The organism is Leptospira tipperaryensis (assembly GCF_001729245.1).
Classification (GTDB): domain Bacteria; phylum Spirochaetota; class Leptospiria; order Leptospirales; family Leptospiraceae; genus Leptospira; species Leptospira tipperaryensis.
The window spans coordinates 52,030-75,502 of record NZ_CP015217.1 but is presented as its reverse complement, the minus strand read 5'-3'; the positions used below and the strand labels follow the sequence as shown (position 1 = coordinate 75,502).

Genomic DNA, 23,473 nt, shown 5'->3' with positions numbered 1-23,473 from the left:
TCCAGGTTTTCCTTCCATAATGACGAAAAAGTTTAAACAGGAATTGATCCATGATTATCGTTGAAGGAATCGACTATTTCTTAATACCTGCGGAGAACCCGGAAACCTCTGCGAAGTTTTATTCTGATATATTCGATTTTGAATCGGTAGATGAGAAATCCGGCGAATATGTTGTCATGGGACTTGATTCGATCAATATTAAACTTCAAAAGATTTCCGGTTTTAAAAACTCTCTTGGAGAGAGCAAAATTCCGGTTCTCAGTTTCGTTTTGGACGTGGATGATTTCACGGAAGCCATTGCGGAATTAGAAGAGAACAAAATTTCGATCGTTCGCGGTCCGGAAACAAACAGTGCGGGAGAATTTCTCCACTTCTTGGATCCATCCGGAAACGTTTTAGAAATCAGTTATAAAGACTAATTCTTCCAAAATAGCGTCGGTACACAAAAAAGCCTCTCTTTGAGAGGCTTTTTTATTCTCTAAGGGTCAGAACCATTTCCTCCTGGTTCAGCCTACCTTATCGATGAAAGTACCCTTTACCTTGTAGAAATCCCCGTTTTGACCTGCTTCAACTGCAAAAGCCCTTTTATCTGAAACGTTAGCCTGTTTATTTTCATACGGCTCGACGCGAACCATCCCATCTTCTTTTGGGATTTTTCTTGTATCTTTGGCTCCTTTTTCTGGAAGCCCAAGCTGAACTGAGGAAACTACCTTCATGATACAACTCCTGTTTGAACTCTAACAGATCTCCGGAAAAAGCCAAACATTTTTTATTGAAAGCTGATTTTACAACTTCCTTTTGCGGAGGTAATAAAGTATTGAACTGCGTAATTATCCGTAAAATTGATCGTTGGATTGTAAACCGGAGCGGCCAAAGTTCCATTGTCAGTCGCAACGCAGCTAGTTGTGAAATACTTCACTGCGACCAAGTTATCACATTCGAGAACTAAAATAGTACTTCCTGTTTCCCTCAGATTGGAACGAAAAGCTTTAGTTCCGTAATCCGCAGTAAACTTTATGGTAGAAGAATCGGGATAGTTTACCGCTGTCTCATCGCCGTAAATATTGTCGTATGCCTTATAACAATCTACGTAAAATCTCCGAGCGGAACAGTTATACCCATCCGTCCCGTAAACCGTATCACAAAATCCGTCGGCCTTGGAAACGGTTAGAAAACCTGCCTTCGCACCAGCTGGAACCGTAGTAATGATTTCCGTCGTTGTGATGGAAAAAATCGTCCCGACCAGATCGTTGAATTTTACGATCGTATCCGTTGAATTGGGCGTAAAATTTCTTCCCGTAATGGTAATCTGAGTTCCGGTATAAGCTACATCGGTCGCTTGCGGTGGAGAACCAGCCGGAGGATCAATGCCGGTAACTACGGGACTTCCAATTCCAAGGCCTGCAAATAAATCGCTATTCGATTTGCTATCCTTACACAGAAGGAACGGAAGAATGAAAAGAATCAGAAAAATTTTTGTCGATTTATGTAGCATAATCTTACTTGGCTTGAAAATTTTACGACGGGCACCTAGTTTATCGGAACAAAAAGGTTTCGGCAAGAATTATTCTGCCTAAAAAATGGTGCATTAAAATGAGCGAATCCTCCACAATCATCGATTCCATAGAAAACGAAATCGCGGTCATACTTCTCAATCGACCGGAAAAACGAAATGCGATCAGTAAAGAGCTTTTGTCGGCCCTTCACAGTTCGATTTTAAGGGCAAAGGAGAATCCATCGATTCGATCTTTGGTATTAGGGGGCATCGGACCTTCTTTTTGCGCCGGAGCGGACCTAAAAGAAAGAGTCGGTATGTCGCCGAAGGAAGTGACCCAATTTTTAGAAGGGTTAAGAAATTGCTTTTTAGAACTCGAAAATTTTCCCTACCCGACCGTCGCAGCGCTCGACGGGGATGCATTCGGTGGCGGACTCGAACTCGCTCTTTGCTGCGACTTCATTCTTCTTAAAAACGACATTCGTATCGGATTGACTGAGACTCGTTTAGGAATCATTCCCGGCGGAGGAGGAACACAAAGACTTCCTCGAAGAATTGGAATTTCAAAAGCGAAAGAGATGATTTTTACGGGAAAGACCATAGACGCAGAGACCGCTTTGAATTACGGAATCGCAAATTCTATCTGGCATGATTCTTCTCTTCCCGCCGCAAAAATGTTAGCTGAGGAAATCGCATCGCACTCTGCTCCTATCGCTCTTCAGCTTGCAAAGAAAGCAATTACGGAAGGTTATGGTCAAGACATACAAACGGCTCTCAAAACAGAAAGTAAATACTATAACGAGACCTTAAAGACGGAAGATCGGGTGGAAGCGCTCAAAGCGTTTCAAGAAAAACGAAAACCGATTTTCAAAGGAAAATAAATGATTCTCACAGGACAAGAAATTCAAAAACGAATCGGCAAAGACATCGTAATCAATCCTTATTCTGAAAAGCTACTCAATCCAAATTCTTACAATCTAAGACTTCACGAAGAACTTTTGGTTTATACAGAACTCCCTTTGGATATGAAAAAACCAAATCCCGCGGAAAAGATCATCATTCCTGAAACAGGTCTTCTATTAAAACCGGGCGTTTTATATTTAGGAAGAACCTTAGAATTTACCGAGACGCATAACTTAGTTCCTATGCTCGAGGGACGTTCTTCCATCGGTCGTCTGGGTATGTTAGTTCACGTTACAGCGGGATTCGGGGACGTTGGTTTCAAAGGATTTTGGACACTTGAAATTTCAGTGATCCAACCATTGATCGTTTATCCGGCTGTGGAAGTTTGTCAAATTTTCTATCACACTGTAGAAGGACAAATAACGGAGTATTCGTCCGGTAAATATCAGGCCAATCAAGGAATTCAACCTTCTATGTTATATAAAGATTTCGAGAAATAGATTCTCTTCTTTTTTGTTGACTTTATCCGTTATCACTCCAGAATTTTGACCTCAAAACACTTTTTTGGAGAATGGAATGACCAGATTTAGATCTATCGCAATTTTTCTAGCCTTTGCATTTCTTTCTGCGCCTGTATTTGCAGGTGAAGAAGATGCAATCCTTGGAAAATGGTGGAATAAGGAAAAAGACGCTCAAGTTGATGTACACAAATGCGGCGCTAAGATTTGCGGAAAAATCGTTTGGCTGAAAGAGCCTCTTTATCCGGCAGGAAGCACTGAAGGTACTCCCGGTACTCCAAAAGTGGACAACAATAATAAAGACGAAAGTCTTCGTACTCGCCCAACACTCGGTCTTGTATTCCTTACAGGATTTTCTTATGAAGGCGAACAAGTATGGTCAGGTGGAAGAGTTTACGATCCGAAAGGCGGCAAAACTTATGATGGAAGACTTACTTTAAGAAATGCTGATACTTTAGATCTCAAGGGCGGATATAAAGTCGGCTTTATGATGATCGGTAAAGAGTCTACTTGGACAAGAGTTAAGTAGAACTATAGAAAAACAGTTTCTAAATTTTAGAAACTGTTTCGATCCTTTTTGCATTACAATCTCTCCGATCAAAACGGAGAGATTTCTCTTTCCTTCTCTCAGACTTTATTTTCAATCTTCCTTAAAATTTTCTTAGCATTCTCATTTTGTGGGTCTATAACTAAGGCTTTATCGGCAAATTCTTTTGCTTCGCTGTATTTTTGCTGCAATCTATACAAGTCGGAAAGATTTACTAAGTTATTCGCATTGTCCGGTTGTTTAGAGGCGACTTTTTCCGAGGCGGTGATCGCTTCCGAAAATCTTCCCAATTTTTTATTCGCTACGGAAAGATAATACCAATACTCGCTCAACTCAGGATCGAGTTCCAAATACTTTCCTAAAATTTCTACCGCTTTTACATAATCTTTATCTTTAAAACTCAAAAGAGCTAAGAGTTTGATCACCTTAGAATCCTCGGGAGTTTTAGAATAGAGATCCATAAGCTCATCAATAGCCTCTTTCGTATTTCCGTCTTTGTACAATTGTCGTGCGTGCGAATACGATATGCTCCAATCCGGCACATCATCAATTGCGGAGGTCATTCCCATCTTATCGGAATCTTCAGAAAAACTATGAGATTCTTCTTCGGTTCGAATTCCGTATTCGATTCTTAATAAAGAAAGATCGTCGGTAATTTCACCGTTCTTATAAATCAAATGTTCGATTTGATCGATGTCTCCTTTGCCGGCTTCAACGGTCTTTAGAAAGAGAGTTTCATCTTCATTGATCGATCGTGTATCTTTATCCGGAGTCAGATCCAGATCGTCCTTTCCATCCGATCCGAGAATCAAAACGTCTCCTTCTCTCAAAGTTGTTGTAAATACTTTAAACGGATATTCCGATTCCAATCCAATCTTGCGGAGATTCAATGTAGTATCTAAGAAGGTTGCTCTTGCATCACGATACAATACCGTAAAAGGATGTTCCGCGTTAAAATAATAAGCCTTACCTGATTCTTCTTCGATTAAAAACACAGTCGCGGAAATCACCATACTTCCGTTAAACGATTTGAAGACGGCGTTTACTTCCTCGTATGTCTCGGTAAGCCATTGTTCCGGTGAAATCTCTAAGACTCTATTGTTTGCTGCGGAACGCGCGAGAATCGAATTGATTACGACCCCCATAACAAGAGAACCTCCGGCTCCCTGCATGGATTTTCCCATCGCATCCCCGTTCATCGCAAAGATATAACGTTTGAAGTTGGATGGAGATCCCAAACGTAAATTTCCGGTTACACAGATATCCCCGCCGAGATCGGCGCGTTTTCCCTTAAATTCGAATTGTTTCTTTTGTCTTAGAAGAAAGTGCGTGGAAACTTTCGGAGATTTACTGGCGTTGTAGTTTAAAGGTTTTGCAAGAAGCGAAGTTAGGAAGTAATCTCCGTCTTGTTGAATTTTGAGTCTTTGAAATTCGTCGATCTTTTCGGAAAGCTCTTCCGTTCTTTCTCGAACTTTGAGTGCAAGATGTTCGGCGTAATCTTGAAGTTCTTTTCTAGCGTCTCGAATCGAGGTAACCATGCTGTTAAACGAGTCGGCTAAGAATCCGATCTCATCCTTTACTCGAATCGGGACTTGAACTTCCAGGCTTCCGTCGTTCACCTTTTCAACTCCACTCAACAAATCGTTCAGAGGAGAAACGAGGCTTCCTCTAAAAAAGAGCGGAAACAGAAGAATGATGACAACAATCACAACGCCTAATACGATGATTTGTTTCAACGCAGTCGGATGCATGAACTGTCTATAAGCCCTATAAGAAAACCCGACCTCGCTGACCGTATCGGCTATAGGATCATACTTGATAAAACCGATGTAATGATTGCTATGATCGGTCACGTCCTTTTTACGATAGTATCTCGTAAGAGAAGGAACGAAAGGACGAAAGTAATTGAGAACTTCCTCTTTGAGTTTGGCGGGGGTTACCGTTTTACCGTCCCACTTACAAAAATTCCAACGATACTCCAAAGAAATCCGAAACATCTTTACTTCTTTGGCTCCGTCTAAATAACTTCTTCCCTTAGCGCAAAAATCTTCCGGAAATATATTATCCAATTTATTCGAAGCCACGAACACATAAAGACCAAGTCTGGACAATTCTTTGTTCAAGGCGGCTTTGAGCGCGGCACCTTCTAAATCGGGGTGTCCTTTCAAAAAATTTACGATCGAATAGCGATATCCTCCGAAATTTTCATGAGAACCTTCCGCGAGTTGAATCACGGAATCGCGAAAACCTTCTTCCTTGAGATTAAAAATTCTTTCGTATAAAAGCGTATTTTTAAAATCGATGACGAGCTGCTCTTCATCCGGATGAATGTTCGGATCGTATTTTGTCTTATCAAAGGAATTCTTATTATGATCCCATTTGATCATATAAGAGATACCGTCTTCGATGGCACCGCCTTCCAACGCACGTTCCATGTGAATCTGGCTCAGCGAGTCGTATTCCGATTCCTTATCTTGGTTGGAAATATAGACGAGAGCCTGCATGATGATCAAAACAGTAACGAAAGTGATCCCGACAATTTTCAACATGAAAGAAGTCTTTTCCACAGAGAAATTCAAATACAAAATAAGAATGATAAAGAACGCCACCATAAAGAGAAGAACGATCGAAGTAAGATAGATCGACCTTTCAATATAACCGTCTCTACTCAATAGGTTTGCAATTACGGGAACAGTTCCCCCCACAAGGAAGGACATCATAAATCCAAAGATAATCCAACGCGACTTACCTTTCAGAACCGTCATCCTCCAAATTGGGATCGCAATGAAGTTGATAAAAACATACGTAAAGATAATGATCGCAATCGTTCTACTTACGTTCTCCGCATTAAAATCCCAATGATGCGCGGTAAAATGATATTTTACCGAAGCATTCCAAGTAGAAAAACAGAAATAGCCGACAGAAACTATGGCAGCAATCCAAAGCACGATCGTCGTGACCATATTGAATTTCGGATTATCGTTGTTCGGATAACGGGCAACAAACTGACCGATGTGAAGAATCGCTGGTAAAATCAAACCGGCGGTGATCCAACGATGATAAGCGGCAAAAGGATGATAGAGTACTGCCGCAAATACATAACCAAATTGGAATATACCGAGTAAGAACGCTCCAAAGGCCAAGTGTTTGGTACTAGATACTTTTTTATCTATAAAAAGAAAAACCCCTGAGATGAGCATGGAAGTTAAAAAGGATAACAAACTTCCAAATGAATAGTAATTGAGGAGGACGTTGTTCCAGATGGATTCGGTTTCACCCATAATTTAAATAAACCTGTCTTTTAAAAAAATCTCTAATGATCGTGCAATTTGGATCTATATTTTTTTCCAAACAGACGTTACTCTAACGACAGGAAGGTTCTTTTCAATGATAAAATAGGAGTAAATTCGAATTCGAGCGCTCTCAACGCCTGGAACTAAATCGGATGAGACGTTTTAAATAAAAAAATAGTCTTTTCTGAAACAAACGTTCAATTTAAGGAATAGAAACGAAGTTCCGAAAAATGGATTCTTTCTGAAAGGTTTTCCAAGAATAAACCTCATAGGGCCCTGCAGTAACCCATCCTCTGAGGAGACTCGTCCAATTCTTATCTCGAATTGATTTGAGGATTAAGATTACTTCTCCCGTTGTCTTTGGGGAGTTTCCAAAAACGAGCTTCTTTACAAATTCTCGATATCCGACCGGGCCCAATTCCTTATAAAGAATAAACTGAACTTTGAATGCTTTATTGTAAAAGGTCGGCGTCGCGGAAGGAGATTTTTCTCTAAAGTCCGGATCGAGAGGAAAATCTTTTCCTCCCTGCAATCCTTCTTCCGTATTCCATTCTTCCGCCATGGAAATTAGTTCTTCTTTACTGAGGTTGATTTTCTTTTCCTTATAAAGAACGAAGGGTAAAAAAGAAACGAGGCCCTCGCTCAACCAAGCGATATCCGAAAAATAAAAATGACCAAGCTCGTGAAACAGAAGCGCGGGAAATCCGGGGGGCGCAAGATCCGGCTCCAAAAAAATTCCTCTGGCAGGACCAAGATCGCCGGAAATATTATTGAATCCACCGACCCTAGTTCCGTTTAAAAAAACCTGATCTTGAACAACTAGAAGAACTTTGAATTTTTCAGAAGATTTCTGACCTTCAAATATCGAAGCACTCGCTTCGTGAAATGAAATTCCGGAATAGGATTCCAGCGCCTTAAATAAATCGATTGTCTTATGATAGGCAAACTCATTCCATTCTTTATCTCTGGAAGAATTTCGAATTTCAAGAATCAATTCCCCTCTGGAAAGGGGAATTCTTCGAACCCAGGAATTTTTTTCCGGAATCAGATCGAAAGAAATTAGAATTAAAATTCCAAAGAAAAGTCTACGCACGATCTCGTTCGATGAGCTTTAAAAGTCTTTCTCCGTTTTGATTGCCCGGATCGAGATGCATAATTTGATTCGCAACTTCTTCCGCTAAATCGAACTGGTCCATCAAACGATAGATATCGGAAAGATTGATCAAGTTGGAGAGATTGTCAGGCTGTATTTCCTTTAGCTTTAAACTCGCATGAAGAGCGTGATCGTATTTTCCGACCTTCTTATTAGCGATCGATAGATAAAACCAATATTCATGCAATCCTGGATCGGTTTTTAGATAATTATCAAGAACTTCAATCGCTGTTGAATAATCTTTTCCTTTAAAACTCAAAAGTCCGAGAAGCTTATTGATCTTTTGATTTGCCGTGTCGTGAGTATATCCGGTTTTCAAAAGCTCTAGAGCCTGATCGACTTTTCCATTCTTATAAAGTTGTTTTGCATCTTCGTAGATGGCGTCGGGGTTGAGAGCGACCTCGATTCTATCACCACCGGTAAACATTTCGTCGAGTTCGTCTTTTTTCTTTTCGAGTTGAAATTCGACTTTGAGCATTGAAAGGTCGTCTGTCAATTCTCCGTACTTACGAATTTCTACTTCGATATCTTCTAAGTTTCCTTTCCCTTTTTCTACGTTGCGTAAGAAAAGATTCTCATCTTCGTTGATCGTTCTCACGGTTTCTTCCGGAGTTAGATCGATATCATCTCGACCGTCCGATCCGAGAATCAGGACGTCCCCTTTTTTCAATTCAAAAGTTCTAATTTGAAAATCGAATTCGGAATCCAATCCAAGCTTTCTGAGTTGTAAACCCTCTTCCAAAAAGCTCGCCTTCCCGTCTCGATACAAAACGGTGAAAGGATGTTCCGCGTTAAAATAAGAACATTTACCGGTCTCTTCCTCGATTAAAAAAATCGTAGCTGAGATCACCATACTTCCGTTGAAAGATTTAAAAACGGAATGGATCTCTTGATAGACTTCGCTTAACCATTCCACCGGAGTTTTATCTAAAATGCGATTGTTCGCGGCTGAACGCGCCATGATAGAATTCATCACGACTCCCATGACAAGAGCGCCGCCGGCCCCTTGCATGGACTTACCCATTGCGTCCCCGTTCATCGCCATCGTATAACGTTTATAACTATCGGGAGTTCCTAAACGTAGATTTCCCGTAACGCAGATATCCCCGCCTAAGTCGGAATGTTTTCCTCTAAACTCGAATTGTTTTTTCTGTTTAAGAACGAACTCCGTGTTTACAAGTTTCGATTTGTTTGCGTTGTAAAAGAGCGGCTTCGCCAAAAGAGAAGTGAGGAAATAATCCCCGTCCTGCTGAACTTTCAGCCTTTGGACTTCCTCCATTTTCTCCTGAACTTCCTGAGTCCTTTCTTTTACTTTTTCTTCGAGGTTTTCGGCGTAATCCTGGAGTTCTCTTCGGGCCTGTTTGATGGAAGAAACCATCGAGTTAAAAGAATCCGCCAAGAATCCGATCTCATCTCGAACCTTGACTGGAACTTGAACGTCAAGATCCCCTTTGTTTACCTTCTCCACTCCGGAAAGTAAACTGTTCAGAGGATTCACAAGACTGCTCTTGAAGAACAGCGGGAACAATACCAAGACGACAAAGATCACGACCAAAAGAATGATCGTTTGTTTTACCGAAGTCGGATGCATAAACTCGCGATACTTCTTATATGAAAATCCGAGTTCGACGACTTGCTTCTTTGCGGGAAGATACTTCATAAAAGCGACGTGATGACCCAGGCCGTCGACGCTTCTTCTATAGTGTCTTGTTTCCGCAGGTTTGAAATAGCTAAAGTATTTTAGAATTTCTGCTTTGAGTTCTTTTCCGGAAATTTCTTTACCTTTCCACTTACATCCATCCAAGTTTTTAAGAATTCCGTTTTTAAAGGATTCCAGTTCTTTGTTTTTTTCCAAGTAGGATTTGCCGTCTTCGCAGAAAGATTCAGAACGAATTCCTTGCAGTTTGTTCGTATTTACGAACGCATCCTTATTGAGTTTTTCGGCCAATGCTAAAATAGCTATTTTCAAATCCTTTGATTTTAAGGAAGAATTCTCTTTTACAAATTTAAAAATCGAGTCCTTATAACCGGCAAAATATTCAGGCGAAGAATCTAAAATACTTTTGAGATTCTCCCTAAAATTATCTTCTTTGAGAGCGGCGATCTCTTCGTAGATCAGGGTATTTTGCAAGTCGACTTTTACGAGGGAGAGATCCAAAGCATACTTTGGATCATAATCACTCGTGACCAATTCCCCACTCTTTTCATCGTAACTCAAAATGTATTGAACTTCGTCGTTTGTACGACCGCTTTCTAAAACTCGTTCGCTGTTTACAAGATGGAGACTATCGTATTCCGATTCTTTATCTTGATTTGAAATATAAACGAGCGCCTGCATAATCAAACAAATCGTGAACAATGTAATGCCCACGATCTTTACCATAAAAGTGGTTCGTTCCGTACTGTTGTTGATAAAGACGATGACTACGACTGAAAATGCCGCGATAAAAAAGATTACGTTCGAAGTCATATACGTAGATCTTTCCATCACTCCGTCTCGGCTCAAAACGTTCGCGATGTTAGGATAGAACGCAGCGATCATAAATCCAATGGCAAATAAGAATATCGCAAAACGTTTCTTATCTTTATCAGTTATGATTCTCCAGATAGGAACAATGATAAATGCGATGACACAATAGAATGCGATCATAAACGCAAGATAACGACTGGAAGCGAGTGCGTTAAAATCCCAGTGATGCGCCGTGAAGTGATAAATTTTTTCCGAGATGTACGTAAGATAAATAAATATACACGCAAGAATAAAACTTAGAATATGTTGGCTGATCATCACCCAGGTTCCGAGTTTCTTGTTGTAATTGCTCGGATAACGGATAAAGAACTGTGTGAAGTGAGTAACCGCCGGTAGAATCAAACATCCGGTCAACCAGCGATGATAGGCCGCGATCGGATGATAGTAAAACGCCGCGAGAAAGTAACCGATCTCAAAAAATCCGAAGATAAAAAATGCGATTCCGAGATGATAGGTTGCGACAGTCTTTCTTCTTAAACTGATAAAGAAGACCGCGAGGAAAAAAGTCGTAAATGTTACTAATAGACTTCCAAAAGAATAATAGTTGAAGAGAATCAAATCTGATCTCAGAAAATCTAATCCCATAATCTCCAGTCCGTCTTTTTAATTCTATATTTTGTTCGAAAAAAGTACGGGTTTAATCAAAAATCTCGAAAACGGTTTCAATAATTCATACCAAAACTAAAAATCAATAGAAAAAATAACGATTCAAAAGAGTTTTCCCTAATGGCCGTTTTTGAAAAGCTTACTTTCCTTAATACCAAGATTTCCAGACATTTAAAGGAAAAGCTTTGGCTAAAAATTCTGATCGGAATGGCGGCTGGAATTCTAGCGGGCATTTTACTTGGATCCGATTTATCTCTCGTAAGCAGAGATGTTGCTCAACTGACTACTTCGTGGCTTGTTATTCCCGGACTTGTCTTTATCAGCCTTTTACAGATGATTATGGTGCCGTTGATCTTCTCTTCTATTATTCTCGGAATTTGTTCCGCGGAAAATCTGGAGAATGTTAAAAAACTTGGAATCAGAACCGTAATTTATTTTATTTTGACCACATTTGCAGCCGTCGGCATCGGAATCTTTTTAGCCCTCTGGTTGGAACCGGGTAAATCGACCATTCAATTGAGTCATCTTCAGAGTTCCAAAATTCCAAATCCGATCAGCATTCCGAGTTTGGATAAATATCCCGAATTATTCATGTCCTTTTTTCCAAGGAATCCCGTTCTTTCTATTACTCAGGGAGAAATGTTAAACGTAATCGTCTTTTCTTGTCTGATTGGAATCGCGATTCTTTCGGTTTCAAAAGAACTTTCAAAGCCGATTTTGGAAATCCTCAATTCGATCTTCCAGATCAGTATGAAAATTGTCAACTGGGCGATGAGTCTAACGCCATTTGCGGTTTTCGGTCTTATGGCGAAAGCAATCTCATCGATCGGTGTGGAACTTCTTCTAACGCTCGGAATGTATATGAGTACAGTTTTACTCGGATTGATTTCAGTCCTTGTCATGTATTCGATCATTCTCATTTTAGTCGCGAGAAGAAACCCGTTTGATTTTTTCAAAAAGATAGCGAGCCTTCAATTACTTGCTTTTTCTACTTCAAGTTCCGCAGCCGTGATGCCGGTTTCCATTCAAACGGCGACCGAAGGGTTGGGAGTAAAAAAGAATATCGCGGAATTTATCATTCCAGTCGGCGCTACCGTAAACATGGACGGGACCGCATTGTATCAAGCAGTCGCATCGATCTTCTTAGCTCAATATTACGGGATCGACTTGGGTCCGACACAACTCGTCTTTTTACTCTTTTCGACGGTGGGCGCTTCTATCGGAACTCCAAGTACTCCCGGAATCGGAATCGTAATTTTAGCAACGATTCTCGCCGGCCTTGGAATTCCCACGGAAGGAATCGGAATTATCCTCGGTGTGGATCGCTTTTTGGATATGTGCAGAACTACGATCAATGTCACCGGTGATATTACGGCGTCTTGCGTGATGGACAAATTGAGCTGATTGAAATCTAAATTTTATAAACTTACCGCTTACAACATTCTTGCCAACATCACCGTTCCTCTGACCGGTTTGGTGGACACAGCTATATTAGGAAATTTAGATACACATATCTTTATGGCGGGAGCCGCGTTATCCGGAATTCTTTTCGATTTTATCTTTTGGATGTTTGGATTTTTAAGAATGGGGACCACGGGCCTAACCGCTCAAGCATCGGGAGAAAAGAATGAAAAAGAATCCCTCTTTATTCTCATTCGATCCATTTGTTTAGCCTGTTTTTTTGGAATCGGAATTCTGATTCTATCACCTTGGATCAAAGAGCTTGGATTTAGAATTCTGGAAGGGGAATCGGTCGTAAAGGCCGCCGGCGTTTCTTACTTCGACGCGAGGATTCCCGGTTCGATCGCAGTACTCTGTAATTACGTTTTCACAGGTTGGTTTTTGGGAAGAGAAAAAAGTTCTTACGTTCTCGTTGCGACGTTGATAGGGAACGCTCTCAATATCATTTTGGATGCTTACTTCATTCTTGAGTTAGGATGGGAAGCCTACGGAGCCGGCCTCGCAACGACGATCAGTCAGTTCGGAATGTTGTCCGCCTTTCTACTTTTGTTTTTTAGAGAGTGCAAGCGAACTTCTTCGTTCGACTTTTCTTGGCTTCGAGAAAAAGCGCTACTTTCTCTTTCCGGTTTTTCCTCACTTCTTCACCTAAACAAAGACATTTTTTTAAGAACCTTATTCTTAATTTTGACGTTTAGTTTGTTCCGGAATTTTAGTTCGGAAGCAGGAACGGAAATTTTAGCGGCCAATTCGATTCTTCTTCAATTGATTCTTGTAAGCGCCTATCTCGTAGACGGGGCGGCCTTCGCTACTGAAAGTTTAGCAGGCAATCTCTATGGAGAGAAAAACTGGAAGGAACTGAAGTCTCTGCTTTGGATCGCTCTCAACGTTAGTTTTCTTTTCACTTCGATTTTTCTAATCTTCTTATTCCTATTTCCTCAGCTTACGTTCGGAATGATCACAAAAAGTTCGGGAGTTCTTTCCATTTTGAAAGACTATCAGCTCTGGCTCATTCCTGTTTTAGGAATTGGAACCGTAGCTTTCATTCTCGACGGATTTTTTATCGGACTGACTCAAGGAAGAATATTGAGAAATTCAATGTTATTGAGTACAGCCCTATTCTTTTTACCGATCGCTTATCTTGGAAAGATTACAAAAAACAATCACCTTCTTTGGCTATCTCTTGCGATGCTCATGCTCGGAAGAGCGTTGACACTTTCTTTACAAGCCCTAAAATTCTTCCGAGTTTCGCAAAACTCGAACCTCATACAATCTACGAAGGGATAAAATCCGAGTTTTATTTTTATACGTTAGACGTCATTCGAAGCTTACTTGAATTTCGGCCGGAATCGATTTCCATTCTTCCGAATTTCTGCTTTTGTAAAAGATCGGAGAAGTAATATCTTCCCAGTTCTCACCCCGAAAAAGATCCAAACTTTCTTCCCCTTTTTTAAAAACACGGGACGATTCATCCGGACCTGGTTTCACGTTCTGAATAGGCGCCCATCCAAAGCCGAGGATATAGACTTCAAGAGTTTCTTTAAACAAAACCGAATTCTTCTCAGCTCTCGTTGCCGTATATAAAGAACGAACCGGAACTCCGGAATCGATCAGATTTTTTTTCAACGATGACATTGAGTTTCTAAACAATCTCACATCGAAAACCTTATCCACGTAGTATGCGTTTTTTTGTTTTTCAAGAGGAATTCCTTTTAAGAAAGGTTTGATATCCTCTCCGATTCGTTCTTTCTTTTCGAGGAAATCGTCGGTCACGTAATAGCGTATATTTTGAGTTCGAACTTCGAAAGAATATTCTAAGGTCTGGGTTCCTTTTTTATCGTCCACTCCGAGATTTTTTACAAAGGCTCTTCCATTTCCGATAAAATCCTGTTTGAATCCGGATTCTCCCATCTTTAGATTTCGAACCCTCTGGTGCTCGGTCGTAGGCGGTTGAAAAATCCCGAGCATTCCTCCGGCGATTGAAAGTTCGTTCAGAGAAAAAGTTAATTTTACTTTTACCTGATGTGTAGTTTCACCCGATGCGATAAAACGATCCGTTTCCACAAAGGAAACTCGCTTCACTTCTTTGCCCGTTCGATCGACTACATAAATTCTGCTTCCTAAAAAAACCATCCCTCTGATTTCTTTTGAAGGAGTTTTGATAGAACCTGTAATCGCTCCGTTGTTCGGATTGTATCGATAGATATTTCCATCGGATGAATCGGAGATCCAAAGAGAATCTCTTGCGAAAACGAGATCCTTCGGCTGTGCTCGGTCCGTCAAAAAACCGCCGATGATTCTTCCGGTTCCTTTATCTAAGATGGAAATTTTTCCATTCTCTTGATCGAGAATGTATAAAAGAGAATCTTGACTTGCAATCCCTCCTATTTTTTCGATCGGAACCGAAATACGTTCCGTTACTCCGCCCGTATTCGGTTCTACTTTGAGAATGAGTTTTCTAGACGCGATATAAATTCTTCCTTCTCTCGGATCAAAATTGATCCCAGTGAGAAAGGGAATGTTTAATGGAAACGATTCTTGTCTTCCGGAAGGATCAACACGATACAAAGAACGTTGCGAAGAATCAATGTACCAAAAGTTAGTACCGTCGTACGTAAATCCGTACGCGTTGTCCGTAAGTTTGATTTCCTGATCCTGAGCAAATATCGGAAATGAAATGATACATCCTAGTAATACTAAATACCTGAAAAAACTGACTTGAGTGAAATCCATAGCTCCTCTGCAAGACCGGGTCTATTTATATCAGTTCCAAGTTGAATCGGCGACGGTACAAAAATAAGAATCAGCGAGCACAAAATCAATATACCGCCGATTTTTCGAAACCGATCCAGAGGAACTACCGGGTCAGGGACAAACGGGTGTTCTACCTTTATGATGAAATAAATGAGAAAACCCCACAGTAACCAGGAGAAATTCCAAAAACATAAAAGCAAAAACCCTGTAAAAAGATAATAAATCCACTTACGATATTTTTCGCCAAAAACGGAATAAATTACATGTCCTCCGTCCAACTGACCAAAGGGGAGCAGATTGATCGCAGTGACAAGCAGACCGACCCAACCTGCCTGCGCAAGAGGATGAATCCAAATGTCTTGAATCGAAGAATCAAAAGGACCGTGAACCCATTGATTTACTAAGATGGTAAAAAGAGATTCTCCAAAGGAAATAACTCCAGGATTTCCTTTTAAAGATTCCATCGGAACCAAAGAGGACCAATAGATTCCCAGAACGTAACAAGGCACCGAAAGAATCAAACTCATCAGAGGTCCCCAAATGCCGATATCGAAAAGTTGTTTTTTATTTCGAATGGGTTCCAAAATCCGAATCACGGCGCCCATAGTTCCGATCGGTCCAAACGGAATCGGAATAAAGTAAGGCCAAGTCGCTTTAACACCGTAATGACGTGCGGCCAAATAGTGACCCATCTCGTGCGCCAAAAGAATTGTGATTAAAGAAAGGGAATAAGGAAGTCTAAGATAAAATAATTCTTTTATATATTGCACAGGTAAAAAAGGAATCTCAAGAAACTCGCTCTGAAAAGTCAGAGTCAAAAAGGTGAGGATAAACAGGATTAAGTGCGTTGAAAATCTGGATTGGTTCAATCGTTATTCTATTCTTCTTGGAAAGAATCCTCTTTACATGGTATCGCGAATTTTTAGCCTCTTACTAATCAGGGCCCGGAGAGAATCACTTGTTTGAAAATATTAAATTTATTAAGAAGTATGACCCAGCCGCTAAATCGTATCTGGAAATCGTACTTTGTTATCCGGGTCTTCACGCTCTCTGGTTTCATAAGGTGGCTCATCTTCTCTATCGGATGAGACTCTCTCTTGTCCCAAGGATGATCAATACTTTTTCCAGATTCATCACCGGAATAGACATTCATCCCGGCGCTCAGATTGCAAATGGAATTATGATCGATCACGGACACGGAGTTGTGATCGGAGAAACAGCAACGATTGCAAAAGGTTGCCTCATCTATCAAGGCGTGACCTTAGGCGGAACCGGGAAAGAATCCGGGAAACGTCATCCGTCTTTGCTGGAGAATGTCGTCGTAGGCGCCGGAGCAAAAATTTTAGGGAATATCACGATCGGTAAGAATGTTCGCGTCGGAGCGGGATCCGTCGTTATGAGAGACGTTCCAAATGATACTACCGTGGTCGGAATTCCGGCGAAAATCGTTCGTTCTAAAATGCCGATCGGCGAAGAAGGCGAGCACATGCTCGATCACAACGAGATTCCGGATCCGGTCGCAAGAGTTTTTTCTATCTTACTCGAAAGAATCGAAACTCTTCAAAAGGAAGTCCATTCTATCAATCACATGGACGGGGGTAAAATTCGTCCCAAGTCTGGGAAAGATAACTTGGAAGAAATCCTGGATGAATTCATTCACGGCGGCGGAATCTAAGGACGTTTGTATTTGCAAATTCTGCAAACGAAAAGAAGAATCCGGCTACTTTTAAAATTCCTAATACTTCCGTAATTTTCCCGTTGGGCGTGAAGTTCCTTTTTCCCTTTTTTCAATAGAATCAGCTATCCAGGAAGGGTGAAAATAAATTTCGGAATGACTTTTTCAAACGATAATCCTTTCATTTACAACATGAAAAAGAAGATTCTTTCCAGCTTGATTTCACTTATACTTTTGATCGGGATTTGGGATTGTAACTTGCTTGTTTCGAGCGAACAAGTTTGTGCAAAGGACATGAAAGAATTCGATAATTGTTTCCCAACTCTTCTTCTGGTCTATCCCGGATGTGTGGATCCGAGTTTAAATACTTGTGGGATCGCAATCGTAGAAGTGGCTAAGGATATCTGTAGAAGTAAAATGAAAAACGATAGCTGTAGGGCTCACCGTTAAAATCAGAACCCCCGTGAAAATCACAGGGGTATCCGAGGAAACAACGGTTTTAAAATGAGTTTTATTTTTTCGGAATGAAACAGTCGATTCCGTCGGTTTTTAATTTCGACTTCAAGGAATCAGCGGAAGTACGACTTCCAAAATCGCCTAACTGAATCACAAACAATCCGTCTCTTGTGAACATGAAGGTTTTTTCTCCGTATTCTTGTCCAAGATTTGATTTGTAAGTTTCAGCTCTTCCTTGATCGCGAAAAACTCCAACTTGAACGGTATAACCTTTTGGAGAACCTTTGATGTATTTTCCACCGGCGATCGGTTTGTTCGGATAATCCGTTTTTTGAGGATTTAATTTTTCGGGTTTTCCGGTTTCTTCACCTAACAAGGCATCTTCGTCGTCGGAATTTTCAAGGTCTTCCGATTCTTCACCGGCCGCTCCGCCGCGTTTGATAACTTTGATCCCGACTTTCGCAACACCCGTGTCTTTGAACTCAAGCGTATCTGCGGCCTTTTCGGAAAGATCGATGATTCTATCCTTTACAAAAGGACCTCTGTCGTTTACGCGAACTAAGACTTCTTTTTGATTTTCTAAATTTTGTACTTTGATAATGGATCCCAAAGGAAGAGTCGGATGCGCCGCAGTGAGTTTGGTTTTATCAAACTTCTCTCCGCTCGCAGTCGGTTTTCCGTGGAATTTAGATCCGTACCAGGAAGACATTCCAATTTCATCAAAATCTCCGGAGGAGGAATTTGTTTTTTCAGGAGGTTGAGCCTTGGCGTATTTCTCAACGTTCAGTTCTTCCTCAAAAGATCTTCTCGCCGGTTTTTGCGAAGTTGTATTGGAACCGGATTCTCTATCCATCGGAGCGATTTCTTTTTCAAAGAAAATCTCGGATGGATCTCCGGAAGCGCTTACACTTCGTTTGGATTCAACGGATGCGCAAGACGTAAAAATTATCAGGGCAACTAAGATTGCTATTTGTTTCATTGTTCCCTCGGGTCCTAGTGATTCCTTTAATAAATCGGTAGAATTGAAAAATTCCATTACTACTTTTTCGGTTGTCCGAGGGAGAATTTGGTCCGATAATTCTTTTATGACCGGGACAGATATCAGCAGATTATTCAACCAAGCTCTCACTTTGGAAAAAGAAGGCAAGTTCCCGGAGGCCACTCGGCTGTATGAAAAAATTATACAAGCACAACCTAAGTATCAAAAATCCTATCTAAATCTCGGCGCCCTTTATTCCAAACAGGGAAATTCAAGAAAGGCTATCGAAATTTATCAGAAAGCTCTCGGAGTCGGCAAAACACCGGAATTATACTACAACATCGGAGTCGAACTCTATCGACTCGGAGAAATTGAAACTGCGGTTCGATCTCTCAAAAGATCCTTAGAACTTGAAAAACGTTTTTTAAAATCGCATATCCTTCTAGCCTATTGTTATCGCCAACTTGAAAAAGATGAAAAGACAGAACTCTATCTAACCAATGCGATTCGGATCGATCCTGAGAATCGAATGGCATTGACCGCTTTAGCGACCTTTCATTTTGAAAAAGAACGATGGAAAGAATGTCTCGAAATCGCAAGTAAAGTAAATCAACTCTATCCGGGAGATTCTCGGATGCAAGTTTTGATTTCCGAAGTTCATACGCGACTTGGAAATTTTAAACAGTCTTTTGAAATTCTCAAACAAGCAACTTCTCAGTCCAAAGGTTTCACTCGTCTTTCAGATGCGATCGAAGAATCCAAAAAGAATCCGGAAGAAGCGGCATTCTTTGAGTCTTTAGAAAAACTTACCAAAAATAAATTGGAAGAATTTCGTTCCAAATTCGAGATGAGTAAGGAGAATCCGGAAGACTTCACACCTCCAAGTCCTCAGGATGCACTTGATCTTTCACTCATGTATCTGTTTCATGGTGATAAAGAACGGGCTCTGAAGTATATGCTCTATGCTCAGAAACAATTGGAAGAAACTGGTGCACAGGAAGCGAGCGATCGATAGAGAGCGAGGTTGCCAAAAGCAGCGAAGCGTTGGCGTTGGCTCCAAACAAAGTTTGGAAATTCAAACGAGCCATCATAAATGGCCTACTAAAATGTTTTGGAATTTATTCATAGTCTTAGTCATTTCCTTTTTTAGTTCTTGTATTTATCCGATTCGCGAAGCGGAGATTTTGGAAACCGATTCTTCCTTTTTGTATTTGAATTCTATGGAATTCTCTCAAGCCGAATTGGAAAAAGTAAATAGTCTTTGGAGCGTAAGAGGATTTAGAAGTAAGGGGACAACCGCAGAAGATAAGAATAATTTAGGAATTCTTTTTGCGAAAAATTCTTTTTTAGATGATGCTGAAATCTCTTGGAAAGAATGCCTGAAACTTTCCGCGTCCAATCCGATCTGTTTCTCAAATCTTCTCAGAATGCACTTTCTCATCGACGAATATGATTCTGCAAAAGAGGAAATCGAAGTTTATTTAAAATCCGCAAAAAAGGATCAGATACTGCAGCTTCGAAAAATTTTAAATTCTCAAAATAGAAGAGAAGAAACGGTTTTGCTTCTTGATGTACAATCCAAAATTCCAGGCCAGGAAGTGTCTTCCTGGGAAGAATTGAGCGTATATTTTTTAGAAAAACAGGATTTTGAAAAGGGTTATTTCTATTTGGAAAAAATTCTTCAGATCAATCCTTATCATAAGAATGCTCGAGCTTCCATGGTTTTGCTGGCGCACGATATGGAAAAATGGGACGATCTTCTGATGTTCGCTATGAACCTGCAATCGACGGACGATAAAATTCCGGATCTTAGTTATTATATCGCAAAAGCATATTATGAAAAACGAAACTACTCCGAAGCAATGGAATGGATTCGTAAAACGCCGGAATCGGAAAGGGAAACCCTTCCTTTTGTAGAACTCTGGAAACGGGTTTTATTATCGATCAATCCCAATAGTGATTTAAGTCCGATTGTTCCTTATATTCGAAGATTACAAAACAAGGGACTTCAAATTCGAGAGGAAGAAATTTTACCAACTTTGAATTCGTCCGGGAAAAAGACCGTAGAGGATATCAAGGTCGGGCGTTAAGTCCTCACTTGGATTGTAAAAAGTTCCAGATCGTAAGAGCTTGTTTTAAATTTTTAGGTTCGTGTGTTCGAATGTATTCTACATTCTGAAGCGAAAGATAGAGTTCGGTAATTACGGTGGCAATTTCCCTTTCGGAAACTTCAAGACCGCCTAACGCGTTTCCCAAAAAGGACTTCTTAGTTACGGAAACCATCATGGGCGAGAATTCTTCTTGGAGCTCCTTGATCTTTCTCAGAACTTCAAAACTAATCTGAAAATCGGGACTCAAAAAAAAGCCCATCCCAGGATCAAAGATCAATTGTTCTTGAGAAATTCCCGATTCTAACATTTCCTTTTTTCTTTCTCTGAAAAAAATCTTAATTTCATTGATTACATTCTCTTTCGTGAGATGGGAAGTTCTTTCCGGTCGATTGGAATGATTGTGAGAATACATCAGGATGAATTTTCTATTTGTCTGCGAGAACTTGGCAGCTTCTTGGATCGATTCCTTATCGACAAAGCCGCGGATATGATTGATAAACTCGACACCGGCCTCCAATGATTTTCGAATCACCTCGGGTTGAAACGAATCGACGGACACACGAACCTTATCCTCTACCAATTTTGGAATGAGTTCCTTCATTCGTACCCATTCGATCTCGGGACCGACCAATCCGGACTGAACGTTGGAAGACTGAGCACCGATATCAACAACCTCAGCGCCCTGTGAAAGTAAGGAGTTGGCTTTGTTTTGAGACGCCGAAAGCGTGAGATACTTTCCACCGTCCGAAAAGGAATCCTCGGTAATGTTGAGAACTCCGAAGATTACCGGAGAATGTATGGAAGAATTCGGTTCCTTGCTAGTTTCCATCTTTAAAAAGTCTCGTTCAAGACCGATACTTTAAGGGAGATCCTGAAATTAAACTAAAAACGGCCCTCTTCGACTTTCTTTTTGGAGTGATTCATGCGTACTTTTTCTAAATTCTTTTTATACTTATTTCTCTGCGCTCTCTCTCCTATTTTTTCACAACCTCTTCCGGATTTGCCCGAAAAACAATTCGGACCGCCGCTCAACACGCAGAATGACGAATACAATCCTCTGATCAGTCCCGATGGAAAGTACATCGTATTTCAATCGAATCGTCCCGGCGGTGAGGGTGGTATGGACATTTGGATTTCGGAAAACGTACAATATCTGGATAAAGAAATCCCGGCCGAATGGACAAAGCCGGTAAACATGAATCAAAACATTCGAGAAGAATTGAAACGAGCTTCAACGGCCGGCGTTCGCAAACCGAATCTTTTCAACTCGAACGCCTTCGAAGGTGGAATCTCAATTCTATTTGATACAAACCACGCTCCTTCTGAAATCTATTTTACATCCACTCTCAATCCGTCCGTTGGAAGAACCGGCTTTGAAGGATTAAATATTTATCGTACAATCAAAGATAAAAAAACGGGACGCTGGAGCGATCCTGAACATTTAAGTGAAATCAATTCCAACTTTAATGACAAGATGCCTGCGATTTCGCCGGATGGAAACTTTCTGATCTTCTCTTCGGATCGTCCCGGCGGTTACGGAGATTTTGATCTTTGGATTACAGTTCGAAATGCGAAGAATGGAACTTGGTCTCAGCCTAAAAATTTAGGCTCTCCTCTAAACTCTTCTGAAAGCGAAATTCTTCCCTTCATTCATCAAGATGGTGAACAGTTATACTTTAGTTCCAATCGAGAAGACGAACGAAAGAAGTTTAAGATTTATAGAATCTTCTTAAAATACAAATCCGCGTTAGACAACATGCTTGAAGACGAAGAGGACGTGGAAGAAACTCCCGAAATAAAAACGGCAGATTCGATGATTCCAAAAGTGGATCAGTCTTCTCTTTTTCTTTTACCAAAACCGTTTAACTCCGATAAGTGGGAAGGATTCGATAACGAAGGGATCAGTTTTGACCGAGACGGAATCTGGGCATACATTTCTTCAAACCGAACCGGAGGCGAAGGTCAGTTTGATATCTATCGCTTTCAGGTTCCGGAATCGCTTCGAAATTCTTATAATCTTAATTTCAAAGGGCTAGTTCTGGACGGATCTGAAAAATCGATGATCGGCCTCGATTCTACACTTAAGATCTATGATGGAAACAAGCCCGCAATCGTAATCACTTCCAAAAGAATCGGAGGCGACCTTACAAAAGGAAAACCGTCCAACTTCGCTACTACGCTACAAACCGGTAAAATCTATAAGGTAGAAATCAGTTCGCCGGGCTTTCATCCCCAAGAGGATATTTTAGACCTTCGTGGAAATATCGGTAAGAATCGAAAAATTTACAGGACTTATGTCTTACTGCCGATCAAAACCGGCGAAGGGAAAGCGGAGGAAACAAAAGTAGAAGAACCTCCGGTTACGAACAATCAACAAACCGCAGTCACTTCCGGTTTGAGAGTTGTGGTAGCGGACGAGAAGACAAAAGAAATTATTCCCGATGCTAAAGTAACACTTTTTACACCGATTAACCGCAAAGGAGAATCTCTTCCTCAAGAATCCGATAAAAAATCCTTTTTAGTAAATAAATTGCCGGAATCCGATTTTGAATTATTTGCGATTGCGCCAAAATACATTTCTGAAAGTGTAAATATTAGTCAAAAAAATATTTCCAAAAACGGAACTATAACCATTTTTCTTAAAGCCGAGAAGGACGTAGATCCGATCTATAATCTACGCATTTATTTCGAATTTAATAAAACAAAAATCACAGAGGACAATAAAAAGTTATTAAATCCTCTTGTAGAGTATCTGTTGAAAAATGCGTCCGATAAAATTGAAATTGGGGGACATACGGATAACGTTGCCTCTAAGGAATACAACACGAGGTTGAGCGCTAAAAGAGCTCGTAACGTTTATGAATATCTTATCTCTAAAGGAATTTCTGAGAAAAGAATCAAAGCAAGAGCTTATTGGTATTCACAGCCGGATGCAGAAAATGAAACAGAAACTGGAAGAGCAAAAAACAGAAGGGTTAGCTTTCGAAAACTCTAA

The 23,473-nt window shown here is 40.6% G+C and carries 20 protein-coding genes; 11 read left to right on the top strand and 9 right to left on the bottom strand.

The features are described from left to right. Positions 1-50 precede the first annotated feature (50 nt). Positions 51-419 carry a VOC family protein gene (locus A0128_RS00340; protein WP_069605714.1) on the top strand — a complete coding sequence of 123 codons (369 nt, stop codon included), beginning with the start codon at positions 51-53 and terminating at the stop codon, positions 417-419. 87 nt (positions 420-506) lie between these two features. Here A0128_RS00340 and A0128_RS00335 read toward each other — a convergent pair whose 3' ends face one another. Together A0128_RS00335 and A0128_RS00330 are read right to left on the bottom strand one after the other, a co-directional pair. Next, positions 507-716: a hypothetical protein gene (locus A0128_RS00335; RefSeq protein ID WP_069605713.1), complete on the bottom strand. Its 210-nt coding sequence runs from the start codon at positions 714-716 to the stop codon at positions 507-509. A gap of 53 nt (positions 717-769) precedes the next feature. Then, positions 770-1,495, bottom strand: a complete 726-nt coding sequence (locus A0128_RS00330) for an LIC10067 family putative lipoprotein (protein WP_069609010.1) — start codon at positions 1,493-1,495, stop codon at positions 770-772. Between the two features lie 98 nt (positions 1,496-1,593). On the opposite strand from A0128_RS00330, the gene A0128_RS00325 reads away from it, so the two are divergent. The 3 genes from A0128_RS00325 (at position 1,594) to A0128_RS00315 (ending at position 3,445) form a co-directional block, all read left to right on the top strand. Then, positions 1,594-2,376 (top strand): enoyl-CoA hydratase-related protein, encoded by a 783-nt coding sequence (locus A0128_RS00325; RefSeq protein WP_069605712.1) that lies wholly within the window; start codon positions 1,594-1,596, stop codon positions 2,374-2,376. Then, complete coding sequence (dcd, locus tag A0128_RS00320; RefSeq protein ID WP_069605711.1) at positions 2,377-2,898, top strand: dCTP deaminase; 522 nt, start codon at positions 2,377-2,379, stop codon at positions 2,896-2,898. A gap of 76 nt (positions 2,899-2,974) precedes the next feature. Then, positions 2,975-3,445, top strand: a complete 471-nt coding sequence (locus A0128_RS00315) for a DUF2147 domain-containing protein (protein WP_069605710.1) — start codon at positions 2,975-2,977, stop codon at positions 3,443-3,445. Between the two features lie 98 nt (positions 3,446-3,543). On the opposite strand, the gene A0128_RS00310 is transcribed toward A0128_RS00315, so the two are convergent. From A0128_RS00310 to A0128_RS00300, 3 genes are all read right to left on the bottom strand, one after another. After that, the gene (locus A0128_RS00310) at positions 3,544-6,744 is read right to left on the bottom strand and encodes a SpoIIE family protein phosphatase (protein WP_069605709.1); all 3,201 of its coding nucleotides are present in this window, start codon (positions 6,742-6,744) and stop codon (positions 3,544-3,546) included. A gap of 214 nt (positions 6,745-6,958) precedes the next feature. Beyond that, complete coding sequence (locus A0128_RS00305) at positions 6,959-7,849, bottom strand: gluzincin family metallopeptidase (RefSeq protein ID WP_069605708.1); 891 nt, start codon at positions 7,847-7,849, stop codon at positions 6,959-6,961. Beyond that, the gene (locus tag A0128_RS00300; RefSeq protein WP_069605707.1) at positions 7,842-11,024 is read right to left on the bottom strand and encodes a SpoIIE family protein phosphatase; all 3,183 of its coding nucleotides are present in this window, start codon (positions 11,022-11,024) and stop codon (positions 7,842-7,844) included. Before A0128_RS00300 ends, A0128_RS00305 begins: the two co-directional genes overlap by 8 nt. Positions 11,025-11,165: 141 nt before the next feature. Between A0128_RS00300 and A0128_RS00295 the strand changes: the two genes are divergently transcribed. Together A0128_RS00295 and A0128_RS00290 are read left to right on the top strand one after the other, a co-directional pair. Next, entirely contained in the window at positions 11,166-12,449 is a 1,284-nt protein-coding gene (locus tag A0128_RS00295) for a dicarboxylate/amino acid:cation symporter (RefSeq protein ID WP_069605706.1), read from the top strand. After that, complete coding sequence (locus tag A0128_RS00290; protein WP_069605705.1) at positions 12,450-13,790, top strand: MATE family efflux transporter; 1,341 nt, start codon at positions 12,450-12,452, stop codon at positions 13,788-13,790. A 30-nt stretch (positions 13,791-13,820) separates the two neighbouring features. On the opposite strand, the gene A0128_RS00285 is transcribed toward A0128_RS00290, so the two are convergent. Both A0128_RS00285 and A0128_RS00280 read right to left on the bottom strand, forming a co-directional pair. Beyond that, entirely contained in the window at positions 13,821-15,236 is a 1,416-nt protein-coding gene (locus A0128_RS00285; RefSeq protein WP_069605704.1) for a Vgb family protein, read from the bottom strand. Then, positions 15,200-16,093, bottom strand: coding sequence for a site-2 protease family protein (locus A0128_RS00280; protein WP_069609009.1), 894 nt, complete (start codon positions 16,091-16,093; stop codon positions 15,200-15,202). Before A0128_RS00280 ends, A0128_RS00285 begins: the two co-directional genes overlap by 37 nt. 122 nt (positions 16,094-16,215) lie before the next feature. Here A0128_RS00280 and cysE point away from each other — a divergent pair, with 122 nt between their 5' ends. Next, a complete protein-coding gene (cysE, locus tag A0128_RS00275) occupies positions 16,216-16,932 on the top strand; it encodes a serine O-acetyltransferase (protein WP_069605703.1) in 717 nt (238 codons plus the stop codon). A gap of 138 nt (positions 16,933-17,070) precedes the next feature. Continuing rightward, a complete protein-coding gene (locus A0128_RS00270; protein WP_245667179.1) occupies positions 17,071-17,382 on the top strand; it encodes a hypothetical protein in 312 nt (103 codons plus the stop codon). Positions 17,383-17,443: 61 nt separating this feature from the next. Here A0128_RS00270 and mpl36 read toward each other — a convergent pair whose 3' ends face one another. Beyond that, positions 17,444-18,367, bottom strand: a complete 924-nt coding sequence (mpl36, locus tag A0128_RS00265) for an RlpA family plasminogen-binding lipoprotein MPL36 (protein ID WP_069609007.1) — start codon at positions 18,365-18,367, stop codon at positions 17,444-17,446. A gap of 106 nt (positions 18,368-18,473) precedes the next feature. On the opposite strand from mpl36, the gene A0128_RS00260 reads away from it, so the two are divergent. Together A0128_RS00260 and A0128_RS00255 are read left to right on the top strand one after the other, a co-directional pair. Beyond that, positions 18,474-19,382, top strand: a complete 909-nt coding sequence (locus A0128_RS00260) for a tetratricopeptide repeat protein (protein WP_069609006.1) — start codon at positions 18,474-18,476, stop codon at positions 19,380-19,382. Between the two features lie 91 nt (positions 19,383-19,473). Next, the gene (locus tag A0128_RS00255; RefSeq protein ID WP_069605702.1) at positions 19,474-20,457 is read left to right on the top strand and encodes a tetratricopeptide repeat protein; all 984 of its coding nucleotides are present in this window, start codon (positions 19,474-19,476) and stop codon (positions 20,455-20,457) included. Between the two features lie 4 nt (positions 20,458-20,461). Here the strand turns inward: A0128_RS00255 and folP are convergent, their stop codons facing one another. Then, positions 20,462-21,307, bottom strand: a complete 846-nt coding sequence (gene folP / locus A0128_RS00250; protein ID WP_069605701.1) for a dihydropteroate synthase — start codon at positions 21,305-21,307, stop codon at positions 20,462-20,464. Positions 21,308-21,400: 93 nt separating this feature from the next. On the opposite strand from folP, the gene A0128_RS00245 reads away from it, so the two are divergent. Continuing rightward, a complete protein-coding gene (locus A0128_RS00245) occupies positions 21,401-23,473 on the top strand; it encodes an OmpA family protein (RefSeq protein ID WP_069605700.1) in 2,073 nt (690 codons plus the stop codon).